This window comes from Mesorhizobium sp. M2A.F.Ca.ET.039.01.1.1 (assembly GCF_003998035.1).
GTDB lineage: Bacteria > Pseudomonadota > Alphaproteobacteria > Rhizobiales > Rhizobiaceae > Mesorhizobium.
The window spans coordinates 1-6,918 of the sequence record NZ_RZRY01000332.1; the positions used below are offsets into that span (position 1 = coordinate 1).

Consider the following 6,918-nt stretch of genomic DNA (forward strand, 5'->3'; position numbering starts at 1 on the left):
CTGTAGGCCACCACCTCGCCCGTGCCTTTTATGACATAGCCTTCGGGCCGCTCGCTGATCGATGACTGCGGCACTTCCTTGCAATCGAAGTTGGCACAGCAGGCAAAGGGGTATTTCCAGCCTTGTGGCACGGCCGCCGTAGGCTGGGCGTCGTGCGCGATGGCCGGCGGCGTCAGCACCGAGACAGCTCCAACAGCGAAGAGGGAGAACAACAGTCGGCCAGCCGGTCGAGCGGCTTGGGCCGATCTTGATGTGGCAGCAGACATCGAAACGTTCCTTTCGAGCATCAAGCGTTTCAGCTTGCCCGTTCCCGGAACGTGTCTTCCCAGTGGCCGGATCGTCGGTCGCAGTTTATGCCGCGTCCGGCCATAAATGCTTCTATCCCACAGCTCGGATGCTGAGCTGATTCCATAGCCAGCGCAAGAAGTGGGCGCGCCATGGCGACGCGCCGGTTTCAAGCTTCGGCGACGGAAAGGATGCGCAGACCTGGGTGGCAACTCCAGACAACGGCCTGCGCCCAGGGTGCCTAAGAACGAAGTTCCTCCAAAGGAAGTTCCGACCTTCAGCCGTCGGCGTGTTCACGATATTGCGGCAGATCGTCTGTAATCGTGAACCACGGCGCCTTTGAACCGACGAAGATATGTGCGCTCGGGCGAATGCCTGGATCGTCCATCAGCGTCCCCATGGCGACATGGACATAGGCGCCTTCGCGGACCAATGAATAGACGAGCGAGCCGCAGCGGCCGCAATGCGCGTCATGGCCGCTCTCGTCGCCGAAAATCAGCAGCCTGTCGTCGCCCGCGGTGAGACGGAACTTGCCGCGCTCGATGCCGGCGAAGGGCTTGAACGCCGCCCCCGTCGTGCGCCGGCAGTTGGAGCAGTGACAGTTCGCGGCATAGACGAATTCGTCCGCCACTTCATAGTGGACGGTGCCGCAGAAGCATTTTCCGGTAAGTTTGCGCGTCACCGGCTTTTCTTCCTTTGCGCAACGGCAGCATATGCCCAGATTCAGGTTAGGCTGAGCCGAGAATAGCGGTTTTCAAGAACCGGAGCGGAGCGTACTTAAGGTACGTGAGCACCGGAAGCGCAGGAAATCGCCGTTCGCAGGCCGGCCTCACCTGAATATGGGCATATCCTAATCCAGGTCCGCCACCGCTTCGCCTGCACCACCCTCGATGCGATGCGAGAGCGAAGCTTCCATGAACTCGTCGAGGTCGCCGTCGAGCACGCTCGACGGCGAGGTGCTTTCGACGCCGGTGCGCAGATCCTTCACGAGCTGATAGGGCTGCAGCACGTAAGAGCGGATCTGGTGGCCCCAGCCGATGTCGCTCTTCGACGCCTCCGTGGCGTTGGCGACCGCCTCGCGCTTCTTCAGCTCTTCCTCGTAGAGGCGCGAGCGCAGCATTTCCCAGGCCTTGGCGCGGTTCTTGTGCTGCGAGCGCTCGGCCTGGCAGGCGACCGCTATGCCGGTCGCGAGATGGGTGATGCGGACCGCCGAGTCGGTGGTGTTGACGTGCTGGCCGCCCGAGCCCGAGGAACGATAGGTGTCGATGCGCACGTCGGATTCGGAAACATTGATCTCGATCGAGTCGTCGATGACCGGATAAACCCAGACGCTGGCGAAGGAGGTGTGGCGCCGCGCATTGCTGTCGTACGGCGAGATGCGCACCAGGCGGTGGACGCCGGATTCCGTTTTCAGCCAGCCATAGGCGTTGTGGCCCTTGATCAGCACGGTGGCGGACTTGATGCCCGCCTCCTCGCCGTCATGGACTTCCAGCACCTCGACCTTGAAGCGGCGGCGCTCGGCCCAGCGCGTGTACATGCGCAGAAGCATCGAGGCCCAGTCCTGGCTTTCGGTGCCGCCCGCGCCGGCATGGATTTCGAGATAGGTGTCGTTGGCGTCGGCTTCGCCGGAGAGCAGCGTCTCGACCTGCCGAGCCTTCGCCTCGCCCTGCATCGAGCGCAGCGCAGCCTCCGCTTCCGCGATGATGCCGTCGTCGCCCTCTTCCTCGCCGAGCTCGATCAGGCCGATATTGTCTTCCAGCGCCTGGGTCAGCCCCTTGACGGCGGCGATACCGTCCTCGAGCTCCTGGCGCTCCCGCATCAGCTTCTGCGCTTCGATCGGATCATTCCAGAGGCTGGAATCCTCGGCGCGCGAATTCAGGTACTCAAGCCGCTTTACAGCCTGATCCCAGTCAAAGATGCCTCCTCAGCAGGGTTATCGCCTGCCTGATTTCGTCGACAATGTTGAGCGTTTCCGCGCGCATGGCTCTTCGTTCGGTCCTGTCTTTTCGGTCTTTTCGGAATAGGCGCGATACATAGGCACGGCATCGCCGCCTGTAAAGCGAAATGGGCCGACGGTTTCGCGCCGGCCCATTCCGGATTGCAGGAGATCAGTAGAGCCCGCCGCCGCCGTCCTGGATGGCCTGGTTGGCCTGCGGCGACAGCGCGCCGCCCGAGCCGTTGGAGCCATCCGCGCCCATGCCGATCACCCAGTAGCTGTCGGCCGGACCGGTGCCGGGCTTGAACGCCTCGACGATGGTGTTGGGATCGCCTTCGGCGGCGCGCATGCCGGTCTTGCGGTTGATGGCAATGAGCTTCATGCCGTCCGGAACCTGGAAGTCGGTGTTCGGCTTGCCGTCCAGCGCCACACGCATGAAATCCTTGAAGATCGGCGCGGCGAGACCGCCGCCCGTGGCGCCCTTGCCGAGGCCGCGCGGCGTGTCGTAGCCCATGTAGAGACCGACGACGAGGTTCGGCGTGAAGCCGATGAACCAGGCGTCCTTCTCGTCATTGGTGGTGCCGGTCTTGCCGGCGATGTGGCGGCCGAGCTCGCCGATGGTGGCGCCGGTGCCGCGCTGGACCACGCCTTCCATCATCGAGGTGATCTGGTAGGCCGTCATCGGGTCGAGCACCTGCTCGGAATTGTCGACCAGCTCCGGCTCGGGTTGGTTCTTCCATTCGGCGGCGTTGCAGCCTTCGCAGCCGCGCTCATCCTGCTTGAACACCGTCTTGCCGTAGCGGTCCTGGATGCGGTCGATCAGCGAGGGTTTGATCGATTTGCCGCCGTTGGCCATGATCGAATAGGCCGAGACCATGCGCATGACGGTCGTCTCGCCGGAGCCCAGCGCCATCGGCAGATAGGGCGCCAGATGATCGTAGACACCGAAGCGCTCGGCATATTCCACGACCAGCTTCATGCCCATGTCGTTGGCGAGCCGCACCGTCATCAGGTTGCGCGACTTCTCGATGCCGGAGCGCAACGTGGCCGGGCCAGCGACCGTGCCGTCATAGTTCTTCGGGGTCCAGGTGGTGTTGCCGCTCTGGATGGTGATCGGGCCGTCCATGATCACCGAGGCCGGCGTATAGCCATTGTCGAGCGCGGCCGAATAGACAATCGGCTTGAACGAGGAGCCGGGCTGGCGCATCGCCTGGGTCGCGCGGTTGAACTCGGACTGCGCGTAGGAGAATCCGCCGACCATGGCGAGCACGCGGCCGGTATGCGGATCCATGGCGACGAGACCGCCCTCAACCTCGGGCACCTGGCGCAGCATATAGGTGTTGTCGGAACCTTCGTTCTTCTGCACGAAGACGACGTCGCCGGGCTCCAGCACTTCCGCCGGAGACTTCGCCCTGACGGACTTGCCGTTGACGAAATGGCGCATGGCAAAGCCCATGTCGTCCTTGCTGACGGTGCCCTGGACGCGGTCCTTGACCAGCTCGCCGGAGACCTGGCGCGTCGGCTGGATGCCGATGGTCAGGCCGTCCGCCGAACTATCGAGCACAACGGCAAGCTTCCATTCCGGCACGTCCTCTAGGCCCTTCGCGTTACCGAGCGGCACGCCCCAGTCGCCGGAAATGTCGATATGCGTGACCGGACCGCGGTAACCGCGCAGCATGTCGTATTTGAGCAGGCCGTTCTGCAGCGACTTGCGGGCGATAAGCTGGATGTTCGGATCGAGCGTGGTGCGCACCGACAGGCCGCCCTCATAGAGCGCGTTCTCGCCGTAGCGGGCGATGATCTGGCGGCGGACTTCCTCGGTGAAATACTCGCCGGCAAACAGATAGGAGCCATTGCGGCGCGGCGTCACGCCAAGCGGCTCGGCCTTGGCCTTGGCGCCCTCCTCGCGGGTGACGTAGCCATTCTCGACCATCTGGTCGATGACCCAGTTGCGGCGCTCGATCGCGCGGTCAGCATGCTTGAAGGGGTGATAATTGTTCGGGCCCTTGGGCAGCGAGGCGAGATAGGCGGCTTCCGCGACCGTCAGCTCGTTGACCGACTTGTCGAAATAGGTGAGCGCGGCACCCGCGACGCCATAAGCGCCGAAGCCGAAGAAGATTTCGTTGAGGTAGAGTTCGAGGATGCGGTCCTTGGAATAGGCCTGCTCGATGCGGAAGGCCAGGATCATCTCCTTGATCTTGCGCTCGTAGGTCTGGTCCGAGGTGAGCAGGAAGTTCTTCGCCACCTGCTGGGTGATGGTCGAAGCGCCGACCTGGCGCCGGCCCGAGCCGAGATTCTGCAGGTTGACGATGATGGCGCGGCCGAGGCCGGTTACGTCAATGCCGGGGTGGTTGTAGAAGTTCTTGTCCTCGGCCGACATGAAAGCGGCCTTGACGCGGTCCGGGATGGCCTGGATCGGCAGATAGAGGCGCCGCTCGCGCGCATATTCCGCCATCAGCGAGCCGTCGGAGGCATGAATGCGCGTCGTCACCGGCGGTTCGTATTTGGCCAGAACCTCGTAGTCGGGCAGGTCCTTCGCGACATGGCTGATATAGATGGCAAGGCCGGCCGCCACCAGCAACGCCAGCGTCGTGCCGATGCCAAAGAAATAGCCGATGAGACGAATCATGCCCGCTCCAGTCCGAGGTTCGGGAATTTCCTAAACGAAGCCGGCAGTCGCGCAAGCTTCCCGGGGCGGTCCCAATCCGCAATCAAAAGACCCATGTCGCGACCATGTGGACAAAATACGGCAGCGCGAGATTTGAGGACTCGGTCGCCGAATAATAACGCCGGGTGTTGTCGTCATGCAACGCCGCTTATGGTTGCAGACCCCAAGCGGTTGTGGGGGCGTGGGCGGATCAACCGCCCGTCGCCGTTCCGGCCTTGGCAGCGGCAAACAGGGCGACCGCGTTGGTTATGCTTTGCGCGGCCTTGCCGCGCCAGTCGGCGCTGAGCAATTGCGCCTCGTCCTTGCTGTTGGAGAGGTAGCCAAGCTCGACCAGAACGGACGGCACGTCCGGAGCCTTGAGCACCTTGAAGCCGGCCGAGCGTTGCGGATTGTTGATGAGGCCGACGCTGGTCGACAATTGGCCGACCAGCGTGTGGGCGAAGCTCATCGAGAAGCCATGCGTTTCCCGGCGGATCAGGTCGATGAGGATGTCGGTGACTTCCTTGTTGTCGTCCTCGATCTTCATTCCCGCAAACTGGTCGGACAGGTTCTCGCGATCGGCGAGCGCCTGGGCTTCCGGGTCGGAGGCCTTGTCCGAAAGTGTGTAGACCGTGGCGCCGCGAAGACCTTTGACCGCGATCGTATCGGCATGGATCGAGATCAGGAGATCGGCCTCGTGCTGGCGCGCGATGCGCACGCGCTCGTCAAGCGCCAGGTAGACGTCGTCATCGCGGGTCATGAAGACATCGTATTTGCCGACCGCGGCCAGCTTGTCGCGCAATTCCTTAGCAAAAGCGAGTGTGACGTCCTTCTCGACCGTGCCGGCTGAGCTTTCGGCGCCGCCATCGACGCCGCCATGGCCAGGATCGATCACCACGGTGAAGCGATGACCGGGCGCCGAGACCGGCCCGGTGCCGACCCTCTCGCCTTTCTCGGTGGAGACCGTCGAACCGGTGGTCAGCGACTGGTTGGCCAGCGCCTCGTCGAACTCCCGTTCGGAGGCGGCCGACATGTCGATGGCGATGCGATAGCCGGTGCCGTCGTCATTCTTGAGCACGTCGAGCTTGTCGACGGCGAAAGGACCCTTGCCGGTGAGGATCAGTCGCGAGCCATGTCCCTGATCGCCGTAACGGACGGCCCGCACAAGGCCACGCGGCTTCACATCCTTGGTCTCAAGGGCGAATCGCGTGCGCGGCAGGTCGACGACCAGGCGATCGGGGCCGCGCAACAAGAACCACTTGACGTTCGGCTCGCTGTCGAAATTCACGACGATGCGCATCTTGGTGGCGTCGCCGGCCATCTTGTAGCCGGTCGCGCCAAGCAGGCCGTCGGCGCGCGCGGCGGCCGCGAAACAAAGCAGCAGCGCCAGCAGCAAAGCGGCCCAGGCCACGCGCGTGGCATGCGCCGCGGCCCTGCCCCTCTTGTCCGCGCTGCCCGCCAATCCCATCTCTTGTCCGTCGCTCCCGGTTTGACGCATTGCGCCCGGTCTTCTCGCCGAGTGCCCGTCAGGCCGCCAATTCGATTAACGATTGGTATTCAGAGAAGGTTAACCAAGCCTTTCATGAGGTGGGACAAATGGCACCTTCCCCAACGGAAGCGCTTTTTGCCGGCATCCGAAATCGGGGTTGCCTTCCATCCCGCCAAATCATAAAAGCGACATTGGATCACTGCAATCCTGGAACCGCTCGCCTCAGCAGTTTCCTGCCAAAGGTCGGATGCAAAGGCGGCTCCTTTATCCTTCCAGGCTCATGTGGTCGCGACGATTTTCGCAGGCGTGCTCCCGTGGCGGGGGAATCGCTTGCGTGAGGAAAACGGCCGGGTTCGCCCCGCGCCGGCTCTTCGTGAGCAAACAAGCTGGTCCGGCTCAGCCCGGGCTTTGGTTCAAAAGGTTCTGCTGGGTGCCGATGGCTTCAAGCGCAATCATGGAAAGGTCCGCATCAAACCGCGCCATCTTGGCTGCGGGCGGCACCGCCATCGCGCTCAAGCGGCGGCTAGCGGACATTCAATTATCCGGCATGCACACAGATAC

General features: G+C 63.1%; 6 protein-coding genes. All 6 read right to left on the reverse strand.

Translation table 11 applies throughout. The features are described from left to right. Positions 1-266, reverse strand: a 266-nt coding sequence (locus EOA24_RS43200; RefSeq protein ID WP_127410079.1) for a hypothetical protein, incomplete at its 3' end; no start/stop codon positions are given. A 296-nt stretch (positions 267-562) separates the two neighbouring features. After that, positions 563-967 carry a GFA family protein gene (locus tag EOA24_RS22615; protein ID WP_127410080.1) on the reverse strand — a complete coding sequence of 135 codons (405 nt, stop codon included), beginning with the start codon at positions 965-967 and terminating at the stop codon, positions 563-565. A gap of 168 nt (positions 968-1,135) precedes the next feature. Beyond that, positions 1,136-2,267 (reverse strand): peptide chain release factor 2 gene (prfB, locus tag EOA24_RS22620; protein ID WP_108702967.1). Its coding sequence is split into 2 segments (ribosomal slippage): positions 1,136-2,200 and positions 2,202-2,267, totalling 1,131 coding nucleotides; the frame shifts between segments, so codons are not numbered across the junction. A gap of 126 nt (positions 2,268-2,393) precedes the next feature. Beyond that, positions 2,394-4,850, reverse strand: a complete 2,457-nt coding sequence (locus EOA24_RS22625) for a penicillin-binding protein 1A (RefSeq protein ID WP_127250812.1) — start codon at positions 4,848-4,850, stop codon at positions 2,394-2,396. A 229-nt stretch (positions 4,851-5,079) separates the two neighbouring features. Beyond that, positions 5,080-6,336, reverse strand: a complete 1,257-nt coding sequence (locus tag EOA24_RS22630) for an N-acetylmuramoyl-L-alanine amidase (RefSeq protein WP_126083817.1) — start codon at positions 6,334-6,336, stop codon at positions 5,080-5,082. A 417-nt stretch (positions 6,337-6,753) separates the two neighbouring features. Further along, positions 6,754-6,891 (reverse strand): hypothetical protein, encoded by a 138-nt coding sequence (locus tag EOA24_RS41770; protein WP_189343141.1) that lies wholly within the window; start codon positions 6,889-6,891, stop codon positions 6,754-6,756. Positions 6,892-6,918 lie beyond the last annotated feature (27 nt).